This is a genomic window from Catellatospora sp. IY07-71, from assembly GCF_018326265.1.
GTDB lineage: Bacteria > Actinomycetota > Actinomycetes > Mycobacteriales > Micromonosporaceae > Catellatospora.
On sequence record NZ_AP023360.1, the window covers coordinates 6736989 to 6754467 of the forward strand.

At 71.0% G+C, this 17479-nt stretch carries 15 protein-coding genes and 1 pseudogene; 7 read left to right on the forward strand and 9 right to left on the reverse strand.

Annotation, left to right across the window (positions count from 1 at the left end; genetic code table 11):
• Positions 1-133 precede the first annotated feature (133 nt).
• From CS0771_RS39080 to CS0771_RS29920, 3 genes and pseudogenes are all read right to left on the reverse strand, one after another.
• Positions 134-943 carry a hypothetical protein gene (locus CS0771_RS39080; RefSeq protein ID WP_244871115.1) on the reverse strand — a complete coding sequence of 270 codons (810 nt, stop codon included), beginning with the start codon at positions 941-943 and terminating at the stop codon, positions 134-136.
• 142 nt (positions 944-1085) lie between these two features.
• Positions 1086-1253, reverse strand: a pseudogene (locus CS0771_RS39775) (RICIN domain-containing protein); the annotation flags it as partial.
• 125 nt (positions 1254-1378) lie between these two features.
• Positions 1379-3313 carry a discoidin domain-containing protein gene (locus tag CS0771_RS29920; RefSeq protein ID WP_212844113.1) on the reverse strand — a complete coding sequence of 645 codons (1935 nt, stop codon included), beginning with the start codon at positions 3311-3313 and terminating at the stop codon, positions 1379-1381.
• A 263-nt stretch (positions 3314-3576) separates the two neighbouring features.
• On the opposite strand from CS0771_RS29920, the gene CS0771_RS29925 reads away from it, so the two are divergent.
• Positions 3577-4599: a LacI family DNA-binding transcriptional regulator gene (locus CS0771_RS29925; protein WP_212844114.1), complete on the forward strand. Its 1023-nt coding sequence runs from the start codon at positions 3577-3579 to the stop codon at positions 4597-4599.
• A 1-nt stretch (position 4600) separates the two neighbouring features.
• Here the strand turns inward: CS0771_RS29925 and CS0771_RS29930 are convergent, their stop codons facing one another.
• A complete protein-coding gene (locus CS0771_RS29930) occupies positions 4601-5266 on the reverse strand; it encodes a DUF6766 family protein (RefSeq protein WP_244871116.1) in 666 nt (221 codons plus the stop codon).
• Positions 5267-5411: 145 nt separating this feature from the next.
• Here CS0771_RS29930 and CS0771_RS29935 point away from each other — a divergent pair, with 145 nt between their 5' ends.
• Both CS0771_RS29935 and CS0771_RS29940 read left to right on the forward strand, forming a co-directional pair.
• The gene (locus CS0771_RS29935; protein WP_212844115.1) at positions 5412-6443 is read left to right on the forward strand and encodes a DNA topoisomerase IB; all 1032 of its coding nucleotides are present in this window, start codon (positions 5412-5414) and stop codon (positions 6441-6443) included.
• Between the two features lie 56 nt (positions 6444-6499).
• Positions 6500-7192: a pentapeptide repeat-containing protein gene (locus CS0771_RS29940; RefSeq protein ID WP_212844116.1), complete on the forward strand. Its 693-nt coding sequence runs from the start codon at positions 6500-6502 to the stop codon at positions 7190-7192.
• An 83-nt stretch (positions 7193-7275) separates the two neighbouring features.
• Here the strand turns inward: CS0771_RS29940 and CS0771_RS29945 are convergent, their stop codons facing one another.
• Complete coding sequence (locus CS0771_RS29945) at positions 7276-8322, reverse strand: hypothetical protein (protein WP_212844117.1); 1047 nt, start codon at positions 8320-8322, stop codon at positions 7276-7278.
• A gap of 167 nt (positions 8323-8489) precedes the next feature.
• On the opposite strand from CS0771_RS29945, the gene CS0771_RS29950 reads away from it, so the two are divergent.
• Together CS0771_RS29950 and CS0771_RS39085 are read left to right on the forward strand one after the other, a co-directional pair.
• Entirely contained in the window at positions 8490-9560 is a 1071-nt protein-coding gene (locus tag CS0771_RS29950; protein ID WP_212844118.1) for a hypothetical protein, read from the forward strand.
• Positions 9561-9929: 369 nt separating this feature from the next.
• Positions 9930-10388, forward strand: coding sequence for an HAD domain-containing protein (locus CS0771_RS39085; protein WP_371821597.1), 459 nt, complete (start codon positions 9930-9932; stop codon positions 10386-10388).
• A gap of 96 nt (positions 10389-10484) precedes the next feature.
• Here CS0771_RS39085 and CS0771_RS29960 read toward each other — a convergent pair whose 3' ends face one another.
• Together CS0771_RS29960 and CS0771_RS29965 are read right to left on the reverse strand one after the other, a co-directional pair.
• Positions 10485-10946: a hypothetical protein gene (locus CS0771_RS29960; protein ID WP_212844120.1), complete on the reverse strand. Its 462-nt coding sequence runs from the start codon at positions 10944-10946 to the stop codon at positions 10485-10487.
• Positions 10947-11415: 469 nt separating this feature from the next.
• A complete protein-coding gene (locus CS0771_RS29965) occupies positions 11416-11907 on the reverse strand; it encodes a hemerythrin domain-containing protein (RefSeq protein WP_212844121.1) in 492 nt (163 codons plus the stop codon).
• A 494-nt stretch (positions 11908-12401) separates the two neighbouring features.
• Here CS0771_RS29965 and CS0771_RS29970 point away from each other — a divergent pair, with 494 nt between their 5' ends.
• Both CS0771_RS29970 and CS0771_RS29975 read left to right on the forward strand, forming a co-directional pair.
• Positions 12402-12590 (forward strand): hypothetical protein, encoded by a 189-nt coding sequence (locus CS0771_RS29970; RefSeq protein WP_212846312.1) that lies wholly within the window; start codon positions 12402-12404, stop codon positions 12588-12590.
• Positions 12591-12688: 98 nt separating this feature from the next.
• Positions 12689-14530, forward strand: coding sequence for a hypothetical protein (locus tag CS0771_RS29975; protein ID WP_212844122.1), 1842 nt, complete (start codon positions 12689-12691; stop codon positions 14528-14530).
• A gap of 41 nt (positions 14531-14571) precedes the next feature.
• On the opposite strand, the gene CS0771_RS29980 is transcribed toward CS0771_RS29975, so the two are convergent.
• Both CS0771_RS29980 and CS0771_RS29985 read right to left on the reverse strand, forming a co-directional pair.
• On the reverse strand, positions 14572-15858 hold the full coding sequence (locus CS0771_RS29980; RefSeq protein WP_212844123.1) for a hypothetical protein: 1287 nt from the start codon (positions 15856-15858) through the stop codon (positions 14572-14574).
• Between the two features lie 102 nt (positions 15859-15960).
• Positions 15961-17418, reverse strand: coding sequence for a tetratricopeptide repeat protein (locus CS0771_RS29985; RefSeq protein WP_212844124.1), 1458 nt, complete (start codon positions 17416-17418; stop codon positions 15961-15963).
• Positions 17419-17479: the final 61 nt, after the last annotated feature.

Consider the following 17479-nt stretch of genomic DNA (forward strand, 5'->3'; position numbering starts at 1 on the left):
GCACGTCACAACTTCTGGGTTGTACCTACAACCCAGAAGTTGTGACGGCTGGAGCAATGAGCGTGTCCCAGCCTCGTCTCCGCAAGCAGCTCAGCCGTTCGCTGCGCGGACGTCCTGAGGGTGTCCCGACCTCTCAGGGGCCTGCGTGCGGGCGCGGGCCGCGGAAGGCGGTGACGACGGAGCGACGTCCGCCGCGCTTCCCCGGCTGTGCGGGCGGCGGGGGCGCCGCGAGGTCGGCGAGGTCCTGGTAGCGGTGCAGGCTGGTGCCCACCGCGTACAGGAACACGATGACCGCGACGCCCTGGATCAGCTCCTCGACCGACGCCGCGATCAGGTAGCGCAGGTAGGCCGCGCCGGTGAGATCCTGGCCGGGCAGGTGGGCGAGCAGGTTGCGGCCGGTCAGCACGCCGACGGCCTCGACCGCGGTCACCCCGATGACGTACCCGGCCGCCGCGCCGCACATAAGCCACCGGGTCCGGGCGGGCAGGTGCTGTACGAACCGGACGTACGCCAGCGCGAAGACCAGCGCGAGCGGCGCGGCGACCACCAGCCAGGACGACGCGTTGCCGAGCGCGGCGAGCGCCCCGACCCGCAGGATCCGGTGCGCGTCGGTCATGTCGTCCAGCGACAGCAGCGCGAACGCCACGCCGAGCACCCGCCAGTGGCGCACGTACCGCAGCTCACCGGCGGCCTTGGCCGCGGTGCCGACCTCCCACAGCAGCCAGCCGGTCAGCAGCAGCACCCCCGCGGAGAACCAGGCGGGCAGGTTCTGCTGCTCGTCCACGTTGAAGAACGTGGCGAACCAGATGGCGGAATGCACCTTGCGGCCGTATCCGAGGCCGTGGAACAGGAAGTTGCTGGCGAGGCTGAGCACGTGCAGGGCCAGCAGCGCCCACAGCAGACGCCGTGCCAGGACGCGGATGTGCGGCAATGCCATGCTCATGGACGACTCCCCGGGATGCCGAGCGGCCGACAGGCCGAGGTACGACTCTAGGGGATACCGACCGATTTGCCCGTGTACACGCCGGAGCCGGGCAGGGGCCCGATGCGCCACGGCAGGCGGCACCGGGCCCCGCGAACCGGTAGAGGCCGCCGCCGAGCGCGACCGGCTGCCCCTGCTGGTTGGTGCCGCCCACGTACGACCACAGGTGCACTTGCGCACCGTCGCCGGTGGCCCCGGGGCCGCCGTTGACGTCCCAGACCAGGCTGGTGGCGTGCCGGTTGACGACCTGGTAGTAGCCGCCGCTCGTCGCCCGGAACTGCCACGGGGTGCACGGGTGGGTGTGCGCATCACGGCCGGGACGCGGTCACCGTCGCGTGGCGGGCCGCAGGCTCGGGGTTAAGAAGGTGCCCTTCCTTGCGCCGTTGTCGGGGTGGGTCAGGTGTAGAGGCGGAGGTCGGCGATGGACCACCAGTTACCGGCTGCGGCGGTGCTGGTGATGCGCAGGTGGCGGGCGGTGGTGCGGGGCAGGTCCACGTTGGTGAGCTGGGCGGCGCCGGTGCCGGTGGCCAGGGTGCGCCAGGTGGTGCCGTCGTCGCTGGCGGACAGCTGCCAGCCGCGGGCGTAGTCGCCGAGGTTGCCGCCGCTGTCGATGGCGACGCGACGGAAGGTGCGGGCCGCGCCCAGGTCGACCTGGAGGTGCTGGCCGGGGGCCTGCGCCTGGCCGCTGCTCCAGCGGGTGGAGGCGTCGGCGTCGACGGCGGCGGCCGGGTTCTCGCCGGCCGGGTCGGCCGAGGCGGTCGCGCCGGTCAGTGGGATCTCGCGCAGCGTGCTGTGCAGGGCCGGGTGGGCGGGCCAGGTGAAGGTGGCCAGGGCGCCGCCGGGCAGGGTGTAGTCGATGATCCGGTCGCCGACCGCGACGGCGAAGGAGCGCGGGTCGTCGTTCTCGTTGTGCACGATCAGCGCGGTGGAGCCGTCGGGGTTGCGGAAGGCCACGTCCATGAGCTGCCCGTTCCAGCCGACGGTGCCGAACGAGGTGCTGGCGATGCGGACCGCGCCGGGACGGACGAACTTCGACAGGTGCCCGATGGTGTAGTACTCGGCGTTGGTGGTGGCGGTGCCGTCCGCGCCGACGGTGACCAGCCCGGTGCAGGTGTCGCAGCCGCCCAGGTGCGGACCGCCGCCGGCGTCGAGCGCGAGGTTCCAGTTGACCACGGACTTCGCCCAGTTGCGGGTGGTGCCGATGGCCAGCGTGCGGGCGTGCCAGACCAGGGTCTCCCGGAAGAACTTCGCGGGCGGGTCGTCCGGGCCGTGCGAGCCGGAGCACTCGGTGAACCAGATGCCCTTGCCGGGGAAGGCGTCATGCAACGCGGTCTGCGCGGACGGGTCGCCGTAGTAGCAGTGGAACGCGGTCCCGGCGATCCATCGCGCGGCCGGGCCGGACAGCAGCTGGTACGGGTAGTCCGTCTCGGGGTCCTCGCCGGGCGGGGTCGAGGCGATGTCGCCCGGGTGGGTGGCCCAGTTGTGGTCGTAGCCGAGGATCTTCGTGCGCGGGCTGGCGGCGCGCAGCAGCGGGCCGAGCGCCTCGATCACCTTTGCCTGCTGGCGCACCGGCAGGTCCGTGCCGGGGTAGCCGGACGGAGCCCGGTTCTGCGGCTCGTTCTGCACGGACAGGTAGTCGATCGGGACACCGGCGGCCGCGTACGCCTGCACGAAGCGCACCAGGTAGCGCGCATACGCCCGGTAGACCGCCGGGTCGTCGGCCAGGCGCCCGCCGACCAGCGAGCCGCCGGTCTTCATCCAGGCGGGCATGCTCCACGGCGTGGCCATGATGGTCAGCTTCGGGTTGAGGCGGCGGGCCTGGCGCAGCAGCGGCAGGATGCGCGCCTCGTCGTGGGCGATGCTGAACGAGCGCAGCCCGAAGTCGGTCTGCCCGGCCGGCACGTCGTCGTAGGTGTAGTGCTCGTCGGCGCCGGTGAAGTCCGACGAGCCGATCGGCTGGCGCAGGAAGCTGACGCCGATGCCGCGTGCCGGGTCGAACAGCGACCGCATCACCTCGTCCCGCGCGGCGGGGCTGAGCCGGTACAGCACCTCGGCCGAGGAGTCGGTGAGCGACGCACCGAACCCGTCCATGCTCTGATACGACCGGCGCGGGTCCACCACGATCGTCGGCTCGGCCGAGGTGCCCTCCCGGAAGGTGACCGGAGCGCGCTCTTGCAGCAGCTCCGACCGGTCCACCGTGGTCACCCACACCCTCGCCTGCGGCTGTGCCCGGCGGTCCGCCGACGGCGCGGCGGTCGCGGCCACGGCGCCGCCGAGTGCGAGCGCCGCCGTCACCGCCGCGGCGACGGCTCCTGTCGCTGGTCTTCTCATCCGTCCCACCTCAAGCCATGTAACGTCTTGTAACACTTGTGAAACATCTTCGCTTCGCAGCGAACCACCGTGCCGACATCATGTCAATAGGTCGATGCACGCCTTGTCTGATGTGGCCGGTAAGCGCCATGCCAACCTTGTAACGTCGTGGAACAGCAGCACCTGCGGCAGCCGCCGTGAATCGATGTAGAGGAGATCCGGTCACCCCCTGGAGCAGCGCACAGCGGGCCGTTATGCTGACGGCATGAAACGGCATGGAACAGATGACCAGACCCGCCACGCGTAAGGGGAGCGTCCGCGACATCGCGGCGGCCACCGGGCTGTCCATCGCCACCGTCTCGCGCGCTCTCAACGCCCATCCGAGCGTCGCCGCCGACACCCGCGAACTCGTCCAGCGCACCGCCCAGCGGCTGCGCGCGGCCGTACGCGCCGAGGCCGACGGCCGTCCTCCGGCCCGCCAGGTCGTGTACGTGCGCTGCCCGTACCAGCTCACCGACTACTTCGGGCTGATCGTCTCCTCCATCGCCGAGACGCTCCTGCTGCACGGGCGCCACCTGCTGCTGGACGCCGGACAGGTCGCGCAGAACGAGAACGTGCTGCCCACCCTCGGCGCTCGCACCGACATCGGCGGCGCCGTGCTGATCCTGCCGCCCGAGCCCAGCGAGGAGCTGGAACACCTGCGCCACGACGGCTTCCCGTTCGTCGTCGTCGACCCGCGCACTCCCCCGCCCCGCGACATCCCCGCCGTGTCCGCCGCGCACTTCGGCGGCGCTCGCGCCGTCACCGCCCACCTGACCGCCCTGGGCCACCGCCGGATCGGCGTGGTCGGCGGCCCCCACAACTGGCTCGCCGGCCAGGCCCGTCTGGCGGGGCACACCTCCGCGCTGGCCGACGTGGGCGTACTGGCCGACCCGGTGCTCGTACGGTCCGCCGAGCCGACCGCCGAGCTGGGCTACCGCGCCGCCGCCGAGCTGCTCGACCTGCCCGACCGGCCCACCGCCCTGGTCTGCTTCAACGACAAGGCCGCCGTCGGCGCGCTGGCCGCCGCCAACGAGCGTGGCCTGCGCGTGCCCACGGACCTGTCGGTCACCGGCTTCGACGACATCGACCTGGCCAGCGCCACCACGCCCCGGCTGACCACGGTCCGCCAGCCCTTGCAGGAGATGGGCCGCATCGCCGTCGGCCTGCTGGTGCGCCTGCTCGACCAGCACCAGCTCGAAGCGCTGCACATCGAGCTGGCCACCGAGCTGGTCGTACGCGACTCGACCGGGCCGGTGCCCGCCTGAGCTACTCGCCCGTCTGCCCATGCGGGGCGGTGACCGGCTTGGACTCCGGCGAGCCGTGCTGGCGCAGGAAGATGCTGAGCACGATCAGCGCGCCGACCGCCAGGAACTCGCTCTGCCAGTTCTGCATGGACTGGAACCAGAAGTCCGACGTGCCGAGGAACTCCAGGGCGCTCACCGACGGCTGGCCCTTCAGCGCCGCCTGCTCGTTGAAGTCGGCGGTCCCGCCCAGCAGGTGGCTCACGAACGACAGCACGAAGAACAGGAACAGCACGATCGCCAGGCTGTTGCGGTAGAACAGCTGCGCCAGGCCGTGCTGCCGCGACGGCTTGGGCGAGTCCTTCGTGGCCTTCTCCGGCTCGTCCTCCGGGCGATCCTTCTGGTCCGGCTTCTTGGACTCCGCCGACCCCCGCTGCACCAGATAGGCCGTCAGCAGGACGTACGCGCCCATCTGAAGGAACTCCGACTCCCAGTTCTCGAACAGAGCCTCGGCGAAGTGGCCGGTACGCAGGTAGTGCCAGTACGTGTCGGCGGCCACGCCGTAGTCGGCGAGTTCCTCGTTGCGGACCTGCCAGCCGAACACGCTCTGCAGGACCACGAAGACCGCGAAGGCGCCGAACATCGACACCGCCAGCGCATTGTCGTGCAGCCAGCTCTTTCGTGCGCTCACCTGACACCTCCTGGTACCCGGATTACCCCGGATCGCCGGGTTGATGCGTAGGCGACAGAAAGTCGCAAAAGATGACATACACGTCAAACGGGCGTCCCGTCGAGGAACCGGCGTGAACGTGCCGACAGCCGGGTAAGCGTGTGCCATGCGGCTGCGGCGAAGCGACCTCTCCCGACCCGGCATCAGCCGCCGGCGGCGGGGCAGGGGATTCTCCTACTCGTTCCAGGGCAAGCCGGTCACCGACCCGGACACCCTGGCGCGGATCCGGGCGCTCGCGGTGCCGCCCGCCTGGTCCGAGGTGTGGATCAGCCCCGACGAGCGCGGCCACATCCAGGCGATCGGGATCGACGCCGCCGGGCGCCGCCAGTACCGCTACCACGACCAGTGGCGCGCCCAGCGCGACCGCCGCAAGTTCGCCCACCTCGCCGACCTGGCCGCGGCGCTCCCCCGGCTGCGGGCCGCCGTGACCGAGGACCTGTCCGGCCGGGGCCTGACCCGGCGGCGGGTGCTCGCCGCGGCGGTCCGGCTGCTGGACCGCACCGCCGTCCGGGTCGGCGGCGAGCAGTACGCGGTCGACGACCCCGACCTCGGCGAAGCCACGTTCGGGGTGGCCACCATCCGCCGCGACCACGTCAAGGTCCGCGGCGACGAGATCATGATGAGCTTCCCCGCCAAGGGCGGCATAGAGACGATGATCACCGTCGAGGACGCGGCGGTCGCCACCGTCATCCGCAACCTGCTCCGCCGCGACGAGCCCGGCGAGGAGCTGCTCGCGTACCGCGAGGGCCGTGAGTGGCGCGACGTGCGCAGCGACGACGTCAACGACTACCTGCGCGAGATCTCCGGCGCCGAGATCACCGCCAAGGACTTCCGCACCTGGCACGGCACGGTCGCGGCCCTGGTCAGCCTGTGCGCCGCAGGCCGCTGCCGCACCGTGACCGCCCGCCGCAAGGCCGTCACCGCCGCCATGCGGGAAGCCGCCGACCTGCTCGGCAACACCCCCGCGGTGGCACGCGCCTCCTACGTCGACCCCCGCCTCGTCGACGCCTACGGCGCCGGTGCCCTCCCCTCCCTCAAGGGCCTGGACAGGACCGCCGAACAGCCCGCCGGCGCCGCGTTCGCCGACGCGGAGCTGTGGGCGCAGGCCGAGAAGACAGTCATCGACATCCTCACCTGAGGATGCGGGGCGTCCATCAGATCGGGCAGCCTGTCGCTGCGATAGGTTCGGGAGCTGTGTCGACCCGATCAGCCCACGGCAGGGACTCCGCCCGCACGACCCGGCTGCCCGCCAAGCCGCAGCCGCCCTCGGCCATGGAGACGGCCCAGCAGCCCGACCACGACATCGAGGACGAGGCGACGTTCCGGAAGCTGGCGTTCCTCGACCTCGATCTGTCGGGCCAGGCCGGGGACTCGGTCGAGTTCGAGCAGTGCCGGTTCACCCGCACCGGGCTGGCCGGGACGGTGCTGGAACGGGCGGCGTTCACCGACTGCCTGGTCGAGACGTCCGACTGGGCGAACCTCAAGGCGGTCAAGTCCGGGCTGCTGCGGGTGGAGGTGTCGCTGGCCCGGCTCACCGGGCTGAACTGGCTCGACGGGTCGCTGCGCGACGTGACGTTCCGGGAGTGCCGGATGGACCTGGCGACGTTCCGGTTCAGCTCGCTCAAGAACGTGGTCTTCGCCGACTGCAACCTGACCCGGGCCGACTTCACCCACGCCGACCTGCGCGGGGCGTCGTTCACGGGGTGCGACCTGTCAGGCGCGCAGTTCGCGCAGGCCGACTGCGCCGGTGCGCGGTTCACCCGCTGCGAGCTGACCGGCATCGGCAGCGTGACGAGCCTGCGCGGGGCGACGGTCGGCGCGCACGACCTCGCGGGACTGGCGTACACGCTGGCCGGGGCACTGGACATCACCATCGACGAGGCCTGACTCGATCAGGGACAGGGGTGGGACTTCGACGATGCTGCCGAGGTCCGCTGGCGCCTGCCGCGACTGGCAGCGCTCTTCGCGGACTAGTTCCAGTTCGTGGCGGCGCATGTCGTGAGCCGGCACTGCTCGCACAGGTACAGGCTGCGCCAGCCGTGCCCGTACTCCCGGATGTAGTTCTGCACGGTGACGACGTGGAACATCAGGCGGTCGCAGGATCGGCAGTGCGGGTTCGGGTAGAGACCTAACGGCGGGCCGCCGGCCGTCCCGAACACGCCCGGCGTCGACAGGATGTGTCCGTTGCCGTAGACGAGGTCGGCGTCGTACGGCCGGAGCACGGCCACGCCGATTCCGCGCGGGTCGCTGTTGTCGACCTCAGGTTCGTCGTCGCGAGGCGGCTCGTCGAAGGCGACGGTCTCGTCGTGCCAGAGGCCGTCCGGGCCGGCGGCCGCGGTCAGCGTCCAGCCCATCGAGCCTTTCGGGCCGGCCAGGTGCACCCGGTCGGCGGGCCAGTTCGGCATGCCCGGCACCTGGTCGAGGCGTAGCGACAGGTAGTGCCAGACCGCCGGGGTGGCGTCCGGCCGGCGCACGACCTGATCCAGTGGCAGTCCGACGGGATGATCCGCGGTGAGCAGCTCTGACGGGTCGGACACGGTCCGGAGTTCGACGGCCTGCCGATGCGGGGTGAACCGGCGCTGTGCCGGGCCGGTGACAGGGGTCCAGATGCCCGAGTCCTCGAACTCCTTGCCCGGGTCCGCGCCGTCGCGGACGAGTCCCGCGATCGCCGTGAGTGCGGCCTCGGTGCCGATCGCCGCGAGCGCCCACGCTTCACGGTATGACCATCGGCTGCGCAGCCGCTGCTCCAGGTGCTCCGCGCAGCGGTCGGGTGCGCCGTCGAGCAGCACGCACAGGTCGTCGAAGTTCACCTCGAGACCGTCGAGGTACCCGGTGACGATCGTTTGCTGATGCGGCCGTATCAACTCCGGCTGGGTCCCGACCACGTACGCGAAGTGGTTGCCGAGCTCGTCGCGCAGTCGCTCGTCGGTGACCGCCCGGCCAAGGAGCTCCACCAGTGCCGTGACGTCGCCCGCGTTGTCGACCGGGAACGCGGCGGCATGGGTCTTGATCGGCATTCGCGGACTTTATCAAGGCAGCCCACCCACATCGTCGGCCGTTAATGCGGTCAGCGACCTGCAGAAACCGCTGGCGCGCTGTCGATGCGGTGGTCAGACTTTCGTGGCCATGGCACAAGTCGGGGACTGTAATGGGCAGCTTGACGACAACTGACGGAGACGTACCGATGGACGAAGTCTGGGAGCGGTTGATCCCGGATGCCCGCGATCGGGTCGACGCGGTGTTGCTCGAACGCGGCCTGCTCCCGGCGATCGTGGTGCTGCGCGGTGAATGCGGACTCGACCCGGTGCCCGGCCTGTATGAGGCGCAGGAAGCGGTAGTACGACGCCGGCACTGCCTGATCGATCGGGGCTTGCTGGAAGTGGCGCCACGGCAGGAACTCGACGTCGCGGACGTTCTCGCAACGGCGAGGGCGATCACCTCGCCAGTCGTGGCGGTCGAGGCGTTGTGGGACGGCGACACCCAGGGCTGGATGGTCTACCTGCTGGCGATCGTAGACCGCCCCGGCCAGCACCACGAACGCTTCGACGAGGTGCCGCTGGCGTCGATCCGCCACGGCAGCGATCTCCGCCTGTTCAACGGACAGGTGCCGCCCTGGCCGGAGGCGATCGAGGCCCAGCAGATCGGCGGTGCCGTGGCGGCGCGCCTGGGTGTGCCGTTCCACTTCACCAGCCCCGAGACCCCCGACATAGACCTGGCCCGCTGGTGGGACGGCCGCCCTGCCGGCATCCTCCAGCGCCGGTATCGGTACGTCGGCCCGGAGGATGTGCTCGCCGCCGTCACGCCGGATGACAGCGGCCAACGGATCACGTCAGCCGATGAGCTGGTCGCGTGGATGGCGGTACAGGCACCGGCCGAACGCCGGGAGCCTCATACATTCGTCATCGATGTGGCAGGCGGCCTGCGCGTCGCGCCCAGGCGCAGCGAGCACGTCGCGTGTGCGGGCGGTCGTCCGGTGCTCAGCGCCGGGGAGATCGGCTTCACCCGGCAGGGTGGGCGCTGGACGGTCACCGAGGTGAGCAACCAGTCGACCGGATACTGCCCCGAGCCCTCCTCATGGCCGGCCGTCGCCGCCGCCTGCGAGCAGGCGGGACTGGTACACCCCGGCGGGTTCACCGCTGCGTTCGAGTTCCGCCGCTGCACGCTCTGCGATCAGATCAATATCGTCAAGGACGACGACCTCGCCTGCGCCGTCTGCGGCGGGGAACTACCGCGCGAGTGGAACGTGTCGTGCTGACCGCGGCCCGTCATCGAGCTGAACTGAGGAGGACCGACGGTGGACGACCGGACACGTGAACTGCTCGACACCGCGGTGCGCGAGCAGCTTGACGCCCACGGGCTGGTTCCGCCGCCATGGCGGGCGTATCCGGAGATCGAGCGGTTCAGCATCGGCTGGCGCATGGGCTACGGCGAGTGGCACCTGATGGTCTGGTGGCACTGGTGGGAGTCCAACGGCATGGATGAGGCCGAAAGGATCGCCTACTTCCGGGCCGACGAGCCTCCGCACGAATGGCTGGATTGGGCCGCGGAGCAGATCTGGCCGGACCTCGACCTCGGCGAGGCGGGCGTACGCCGCCTCGCCGAACACGGGATCGGTACTCGTCCGCTGCTGTTCCTCGACGTGGACGGAACGCTCCTGCCGTTCGCCGGTGCCGCGCGCCAGGTGGACGACGAAGCCAACCCGTTGCTGGCCGGGCTCGACCCCGGACACGGCAGCCGCCTGGCCGCGTTGTCTTGCGACCTGGTTTGGGCCACGACCTGGATGGCCGAAGCGAACGAGGTGCTCGCGCCCCGGCTCGGCCTGCCTAGTCTGCCCGTCGTCGACTGGCCGGACGAGGATGACGGCGGTCGGCTGCACTGGAAGACACGCCACCTCGTCGAGTGGGCCGCCGGGCGCCGGTTCGTGTGGGTCGACGATGAGATCACCGACGCCGACCGCGAGTGGGTGGCAACGAACTACCGCGCTCCGGCCCTCCTGCATCGCGCGGACCCCCGCTGCGGCCTCACCGACGCGGACTACCGCACCATCGCTCAATGGGTGGATGAGGAAGGTTCTGCAGCGTGACCCCTACCGGGTGACCAAGTCCCGTGGGAGCCGCAGGCGACCGTCGGCTTTGTCGAGACCTGGTCTGAGCCGCATCCCGGCGCACGGTACTGGCTGTCAGGCGCGAGCCATCTCCACCGAGAGCACCCGGCGCAGGACGGCGACGACCACGTCGGGGGCGAACCGCGCTGCGGCCACCCGCTCGAGCCGGGCCACCACGGAGAACATCTGCGCCGGTCCGGCCGTACGCAGATGCGCCACCATCCAGGCGCTCAGGTCATCGAGGCTCTCGGGCAGCTCCAGCGCCTCCATCGGAGGCGGCGGGACCAGCCCGAGGTGAGTCAGGTTCGGCAGCGTCTGCTGCGCCGATGCGTACGCCCCGGGCGGCAGCCCGACCCGATAAGGGTGGACGCACACGGGAGTCCCCTCGGGGGTGGCGCGCCAGCCGAGCTTCGGGTTGAAGGCCAGCTCAGTCGCAGGGCGGGCGACCACGTCGAAGCCGCCCGGACCCAGCAGCTGCGCCGGGCAGATCGCGCAAGTCTCGTCGCACCAGCGCGCCAGCGGGGCTGCAGAGTCCACGTCGGCAGCATATCGGCGCACAACTGCTGGTCGACGCCCGGCAGGCGTACCTGGATCCAGCGCATCGGGTGGACGACGCCACGATCGTGGGATTGGGCGGCAGGTCGACGCGGCTGTTGATCCCGTTGACCAGGCCCCAGTTGCCGTCCCAGTTCAGCAGCCAGCCACCGCCGCTCGCGCCCTTGTCAAAGTGCCTGGCCGACGCCTCACCCGGGGTTAGCACCCGACGAGATCGCCGATCACAGCCACGCGCTGAACTGGTTCACCGCCGAGTACCGCGTGCTCCTTGCTGCGGTCGCCCACGCGGAACGTGCCCAGTTCGAAGGGCACGCCTGGCGGCTGGCACGGTAATCGAAGTCGTCGTCGTGTGCGCCGTTGTAGTCGGGGTCGTCGATGGGGTCGAAACGACCGCGAAGCCACGCTCGCTCCACGTCCCGTAGGGCCTCGGCCACATCTTATGGTGCGCGGCTCAGCCGACGTGATCGCGGACTCGGAACACGGTTCCCGACCACCCTGTGTCGTGCACTCCGGCGTCGAGGGCGGCGCTGATCGCACGTTCCTCATAGTTGAAGTGGGACTCCATGATCGCCATGAGGCCGTCGAGTTCGCGGCCCACCGCGTCGAGCCCTGAGGCCGGTGACCGGGCCGCCTCATCCGCCAACTGCGTCACCCGCAGCAGGATCGTTCCGATCATCTCGTGGTCCTGGACTAGGTTGGCCACCGTCTTGGCGAGGTCGGGACGGGCGCGCAGCAGCTCGGCGAACAGGCCCTCGTCCTCGCCGGTGTGGTGCGTGGTGAGGGCGGCGCAGAACGCCAGGCAATGGGTGACGAGCACGTCGTCATCGAATCGGCGCCGGCCGAGATCAGCCTTTAGCGTCTCGACTTGGCGGCGTAGTTGCCGATGTGCCTGCTGGAGTTGCAGGCTGAATGCGACGGCGCGGTCGCTGTCGGGCGACGCCACGGAGGTGCCTTTCGGTGCCGCACCTCCATGCCTGGCGCAGTCCGCCACCGGCACGCGATGCTGGGCCTATTCGATCATTGCCGCGCCGAAGCCGCAACCGGACCGGCGCGCGCCGCCTGACCATGATGCTCCATGCCTGCATCGACGCCACGTTGACGAAGCCGGTGGAGCTGCCCGTGACCCGCCGATGTTCCCGCACAGGAGCGATGGTGACGGGCTGGCTGATGACCATGATCAAGCCCGTCCCATGTCCGCCAACCACGCCCGTCAGGTCAAACCCGGTTCGACCGCCCAGGTGGTGTCCTCGGTGAAGGACGCCGGGGAGTCGAAGGGCTGGCCGCCCTTTCGCAACCGGTCCCGGGCGCACCCTCGCCCTTGATCGTTCGACTTGCCTGGCACTCGGGCGTATCTTGGCCGCGCATTGGCCCATGTGCCAGGCAAGTCGAGCGATCTCGGGTCAGGGGCGCGGCGCTGCGCAACGGCATCGCCTGCCCGTGTACCTCGGCCTGGCCACCCCGGCCGCGCTGCTGGTCGGCACCGGCCGCGGCGGCCAGCTCGGCATCCTGATCAAGGGTCCGGAGGCGCTGGAGTCCACCCGCCGGGTCGACACCGTGCTGCTCGACAAGTGTTCGTGGTCTCCAACAGCTGCGCCTGCGCGGCTTGGAAGCGTCACCACGCGTTGACACGTCCGGCCACGCACGGCGCAGGTGCGGGGCCTGACGTGTCGGCGTCCGTCAGAATCGGCGAGAACATGGTCCGATCCGCAGCAGAGTGAGGACTCGTGCAGAGCAGTCCAGATCCCGCCCTCCAGATGTATGACCTCGCCTGCGAGCTGCACCTGAAGTTCAACCAGGGCGGGAACCCCGCCGACCTGGACCAGGCGATCGAGTGGGCGCAGCGGGCGGCCGAGGTCGCTGGTGAGGCGCATCCGGAGTGGCCGATGTGCCTGGCCAATCTCGGAAACCTGCTCCGGATCAGGTTCGACCTGCTGGGCGGCCTCACCGATCTCCAAGACGCACTGCGCCTCGGGACCGAGGCCGTGCGTCTCGCCCGACCGAGCGACCCGATGCGGCCTCTATACCTGGATTTCCTCAGCACCGCGCTACTGAGCCACTTCGAGCGGACCGGCGACGGTTCGGGCCTGGACCGGGCAGTAGACCTCGCCCGTGAAGCCGTGCACATCGTCCCGACGGACCACCAGTGGGCCGCAGGTTTCTGGTCGAGCCTCGGGCTGGTTCTCCGGTCTCGTCATCGCCATCGTGGTCATCGCCCAGACCTCGATGAAGCCGTCCTCGCGGGCAGGAAGGCCGTCAAGCTTCCCGCCGAGGCAAGGACCGCCTCGACTGCGTGCCAGAATCTGAGCCTGGCGCTGCTCGACCGCTTCGCGATCACCGGAGATTCTGCCGACCTCGACGACGCCATCGCGTACGCCGAAGCAGCGGTCGGTCTGGCCGGCCCCGACCTGCTCACCAGTCAGGCGCACCTCGCGTCCGCACTGGAGCCGCGATACCGGGCACGCAGCGACCGGCGTGACCTGGACCGCTCCATAGACCTGCTGCGCACGGTGGTGACGGCATATCCCGCAGGACAGGCCGCACGAGCCGTCCATCTGTCGAATCTCGCCGTGGCTCTGTCGAACCGATACCGCTCGACGAATGAACTCGCCGACCTGGACGAAATGATCGACCTGCTGCAACAGGCAGTCGACCTGACCGCCGACGACGATCCCGGCCGCGCCGCCTCGCTGAACAATCTGATCCAGGCATATGGAAGTAGATTCGACGCACGTCCCACACCGGCGGATCTACATATGATGATCACGTTGTCGCAGGAGGTGCTCGCGTCGACACCGCCCGGGCATCCGCAGCGTGCCGCGCGGCTCCAGACGATCGGCAACATGCAGCAGAGACGTTACGTGATGACGCGCGATGTCGACGCACTCGACCAGGCCGTCCGCGTGCACGCGGAGGCGCTCAAGGTGTGCCCCGATCCGCATCCCGACCGTGCCGGGCACCTGTCCGACCTCGGCACCGTACTCACCCTGCAGGGCGAGGCGAACCGCGAAGCCGCCATGCTCGCCCTGGCTGTCGCGCTCCACGACGACGCCGTGCGGTTGACGACACCCGACGACCTGTACCGAGCTGGGCGGCTGCACAATCTGGGCAACGCGTTGAGCACCCACCACAAGCTGACCGCGGACCGGCGGTCGGCTGAACGCGCGGTCGACGCCTACAGCGGCGCGGCCGCGACAGTGACCGGTCCGCCGTGGCTGCGTACAGACGCCGCCATCTACTGGGGCGAGCAGGCTGCCCACATCGGGGACTGGGTCCAGGCCGCTGCCGGATACCGTGCCGCCGTGCTGCTGCTTCCCCTGCTCACGTGGCGCGGTCTGGGCCAGGGCACACGGGAACTCCAGCTGGAGCGGCGCCCAGGGCTGGCCGGCGACGCCGCGTCCAGCAGCATCGCGGCCGATCTACTCGACGACGCCGTCCCCCTGCTGGAGGGCGGGCGGGGCGTGCTGTGGACGCAGCTGCTGGACACCCGCTCCGACACGACGAAGCTGCGCAGCGTACGCCCCGACATCGCGGCACGCCTGGACCAGATCCGGGCCGAACTCGGCTGACGCAGCGGCCAGCACGAGCGCGTCGCGGGCCGGACCCCGGCTCAGGAACTGTCTTCGGCCGGGTCCGGCCGTTCGCCGAGCGTCTGCTCGTGGAAGGCGAGCGCCTCGGCCTCCCGGCCCGCCTTCGCCAGCGCCACCACGTGCCTGGCCTTCGCCTGCAGCAGGTACGGCAGGTAGCGGCCCCGGTCGCGGGCGGCAAGTACCTGCCAGGTCTCGACAGCCGAGGCGGAGAAGTCAGTCGCCTCCGGTGCCCGGCCTACCAGCAGCAGCCACTCGACATGGTTGTCCAGCGTCCTGGCGAGGTTGGGCAGGAAGTCCCCTCGATCGTCGGCGGCGAACTCGCGCAGCAGGTCGATGACATAGCCGGAGAACAGCAGCGCATCGGACGGCTGCTGCGCGCCCTTCCACCGGGTCGCCTCGCGCAGCGCCATCTGGGCCAGGTCCCGCACGCTGCGGTGACGCTCGGCGGGGGCCAGGCCCCGGCACAGCTCTGCGGCGTGCCGGGCGACGCGCAGCGCCTCGCCGTACTGCCGCGTCTGCGACAGCGCGAACACCTGGTTCATCAGCGACCTGATCAGCTCGGACAGGAACGTGCCGGGGTCGGCGTCGGCCAGCGTGCGCCGCAGCTCCACCGCGCGTCGGCACACTTCCAGTGCCTGCGCCGGTTCCCTGAGCTCCAGCAGCGCGACGACCTGCTGGTCCAGGGCCCGGCCCAGGTTGGGCAGGTGCGCGGGCTCCTCGCTCGCGAGCTGCGCCCACAGCTCCACGGACTCGGTGGCGAACCTGCCGGCGTCGGCCCAGCGTTTCGCCTGTGCGAGCGCCAGGACGTACACGATCAGGGCTGCGGCAAGATCGGACCGCCACGCGCCGGCGTCGGCCGCGTCGAGTTCGCGCCACAGCTCGACGCTCTGCTCGGCGAGGCTGACGGCGTCCGCGGCCGGCTGCCGCCCGCCCGCGAGCAGTGCGTGCCTGCGGACTGCGGCGCCGAGCTGCGGCCGGTACGCCGCCGGGTTGTCGCGGGCGAGCTGCCGCCACAGGGACAGCGCCAGCTCGGACATGTCGTATGCCTCGGCGGGCAGCCCGGCGGACGCCAGGTGCAGCGCGTGATCGTCGAGCGAGCCGACGAGCTGCGGGAGGAAGCTGGAGCGGGTGCCGTCGCCGATCTCCCACCACAGATCGACGGCCGCGCGGTAGGCGTCGAGCGCCTCGGCCCAGCGTCCCTGTGCGGCCAGCTCCTGCGCACGGCCTGCAGTGGACCTCGCCAGATCCACCGAGGCCGGTGGCCCATGGCCGGCCGGGCCGGTCGCGTCGAGGTCTTCGCCGTGCATGACCCACCTCATCCCCGCCGACCGCCGCGGATCAGGCCGAGGCGGCTGCCTGCGAAGCACGAACGAACGTGTCCAAAGTAGCCGCTCGGTGTCGCCATGTCGTCAGCCGTCCGGGGCGCCGTCCAGGCCGGTCCGGCATTCACGCAGCCGACGGGCCAGCTCGGGGGCGGCCGACGCCAGCCGGGTCAGGTCCGTCCGGGTGTCGAGCAGCTGCGACCACAGCACCGCCCGGCCCTGTTCCAGGAACCGTACGGTCTGCGCCAGATCCCCGTTGCCGACGGCGGCCGACGCGGCCTCGGTAGCCAGGGAGCCGGCTTCGTCCCGTACCAGCCGCAGCTGGTCGTCGCGGCTGATGCCCCGCCAGGTCAGCAGGTCGAGCACCCCGATCGAGGCCTCGTAGAGGCCCGCCGCCGCGGCCGGACCGTGGGCGCGGGCCGCGGCGGTGGCGGCGTGCCGGGCCGTCCTCAGCCTGGTCGAGGCCGGAGCCTGCGCCATCCGCGCGGCCCGTGTCCACGCGTCCAGCGCCTCGTCCAGGTCCCGCATGTCGCCGGTCACCTCGAAGCGGAGGATCAGCGCGCTGCCGAGCTGCCACAGGTAGACCGCGGTGTACGGATGCCCGGCCGTCACTCCCCTGGCCGCCTGCCTGGTCAGCAGGATCGCCTCGTCGAGGTCGGCCGGGTCGTCCGACCCCTCGCACCGGATGCGCAGGGCGGTGCCGAGGCTGCTGAGCGCGTTCGCATGGTCGGGATGCCCAGGCCGGGACATGCCGAGAGCCTGCCGGGACGCCTGGATGGCCTCGTCGAGATCGCCGGGCCGGTCCGGGATCCGCTCGAACCGGCCGCGCAATGCGAGGCCCAGGTTGTTGAGCAGCTTGGGCCGGTCGGGATGGGCGCCCGGGGCCAGCTCGACGGCGCGGCGCCCGGCCGCCACGGCCGCATCCATGTCCGCCCCGTCTCCGGTGAGCCAGAACCGCAGCCGCAGTGACTTGCACAGGGTGTTGAGCATCCGGGGCAGTTCGGGGTGGTCCGCCGGGGCGACCGCGACCGCTTCCCGGCCGACCGTCACCGCCTCGTCGATGTCGGCGGTGCTGCCGGCCAGCTCGTACCGGCTCTGCAGCACCAGCCCCAGGTTCGACAGCAGGGTCGACGGGTCCTGGCCCGCAGCCCTCGCCATACGGACGGCTTCTCGTCCGGCGGCGACCGCGTCGTGCAGGTCGTCGGCGGTGCCCCGCCGGTCGAACCGCTCGCTGAGCGCCGCGGCGAGGTTGCCGAGCAGCAATGCCCGCTCAGGCAGGCCGGCCGGTGCCAGCCGCGCCGCGTCGCGCAGGTGGCCGACCGCCTCGTCCAGGTCGGCCGCCACACCGGTGCGCCTGAACCGCAGCAGCACCGCCGAGCCCAGATTGCTCAGCAGCTTCGCTTGCAGGGAGGGGTCGGCGGCCGCACCCTGCCGCGCCACGGTCAGCAACTCGATCGCCCGGTGCAGCGCGTCGGCGTCACCGGACTGGACCACTCGCAGCAGCAGTAACCCGGCCGCATGCATGAGCTCCTCAGGCGACGCCATTCCCCCAGCATTCCACTGCGGATGGATGTCCGGGATCGACCGTTCCAGCAGGTTCCACGCC

Bases quoted from the DNA above. Each gene is read 5' to 3' on its own strand.
- CS0771_RS29935 (WP_212844115.1), top strand. From the start codon at position 5,412: ATGCGGCTGCGGCGAAGCGACCTCTCCCGACCCGGCATCAGCCGCCGG.
- CS0771_RS29980 (WP_212844123.1), bottom strand. From the start codon at position 15,858: ATGCACGGCGAAGACCTCGACGCGACCGGCCCGGCCGGCCATGGGCCA.
- CS0771_RS29920 (WP_212844113.1), bottom strand. From the start codon at position 3,313: ATGAGAAGACCAGCGACAGGAGCCGTCGCCGCGGCGGTGACGGCGGCG.
- CS0771_RS39080 (WP_244871115.1), bottom strand. From the start codon at position 943: ATGAGCATGGCATTGCCGCACATCCGCGTCCTGGCACGGCGTCTGCTG.
- CS0771_RS29950 (WP_212844118.1), top strand. From the start codon at position 8,490: ATGGACGAAGTCTGGGAGCGGTTGATCCCGGATGCCCGCGATCGGGTC.
- CS0771_RS29925 (WP_212844114.1), top strand. From the start codon at position 3,577: ATGACCAGACCCGCCACGCGTAAGGGGAGCGTCCGCGACATCGCGGCG.
- CS0771_RS29945 (WP_212844117.1), bottom strand. From the start codon at position 8,322: ATGCCGATCAAGACCCATGCCGCCGCGTTCCCGGTCGACAACGCGGGC.
- CS0771_RS29985 (WP_212844124.1), bottom strand. From the start codon at position 17,418: ATGGCGTCGCCTGAGGAGCTCATGCATGCGGCCGGGTTACTGCTGCTG.